Source organism: Polaromonas sp. P1_G2 (assembly GCF_056405515.1).
The window spans coordinates 1-369 of record NZ_JBFUBY010001674.1 but is presented as its reverse complement, the minus strand read 5'-3'; the positions used below and the strand labels follow the sequence as shown (position 1 = coordinate 369).

The following is a 369-nucleotide window of genomic DNA, read 5'->3' as shown; positions in this document are numbered from 1 at the left end:
GCACAGGATGGCGACGCGCTGGCCATCTCGCAGATTGCCCACAAGACGCTGAAGGCTGTCGGATATGACTATGAGCGGCTGGGCTTCAACAAGGCCGTCGCCCGCCTCTACGAACTGGTCAATGCGCTTGCGACACCCCTGACCCAGGTTGCCTCCGGCAAGGCGGATGCGGTGACGATCGCAGCCGCCCGCGAGGCCGTGGAAATCCTGGTCCGCCTTGTTGCGCCGATGACGCCACATCTGGCCGAAGAGTGCTGGGGCCTGCTCGGCAATACCGGCATGGTCTGCGAAGCCGGCTGGCCCGTCTATGACGAGACGCTGGTGGCTGAAAACGTCATCACGCTGCCGGTGCAGATCAACGGCAAGAAG

The 369-nt window shown here is 63.7% G+C and carries 1 protein-coding gene; it reads left to right on the top strand.

Annotation, left to right across the window (positions count from 1 at the left end; genetic code table 11):
- The coding region (locus AC1D0P_RS32070; protein WP_477680413.1) for a class I tRNA ligase family protein at positions 1-369 on the top strand (369 nt) is incomplete at both ends.